Source organism: Vibrio sp. CJQ_6 (genome assembly GCF_043106745.1).
Lineage (GTDB): Bacteria > Pseudomonadota > Gammaproteobacteria > Enterobacterales > Vibrionaceae > Vibrio > Vibrio furnissii.
This window is the reverse complement of the sequence record NZ_JBICMV010000032.1, coordinates 1-341: the sequence shown is the minus strand read 5'-3', so window position 1 is coordinate 341 and position 341 is coordinate 1. Positions and strand designations below refer to the sequence as shown.

Sequence of the window (341 nt, the reverse complement as noted above, 5' to 3'; positions counted from 1 at the left end):
TGCAAAGGGTTGGTAAGTCGGGATGACCCCCTAGCCTTAACAGTGCTCTACCCCCAGTAGTATTCGTCCGAGGCGCTACCTAAATAGCTTTCGGGGAGAACCAGCTATCTCCGAGTTTGATTGGCCTTTCACCCCTAGCCACAAGTCATCCGCTAATTTTTCAACATTAGTCGGTTCGGTCCTCCAGTTGATGTTACTCAACCTTCAACCTGCCCATGGCTAGATCACCCGGTTTCGGGTCTATATCCAGAGACTGAACGCCCAGTTAAGACTCGGTTTCCCTACGGCTCCCCTATATGGTTAACCTTGCCACTGAATATAAGTCGCTGACCCATTATACA

1 rRNA gene is annotated in these 341 nt (G+C 49.9%); it reads right to left on the bottom strand.

Annotated elements, in window-relative coordinates:
* A 23S ribosomal RNA gene (locus ACF8PK_RS17910) occupies nucleotides 1-341 on the bottom strand; the annotation flags it as partial.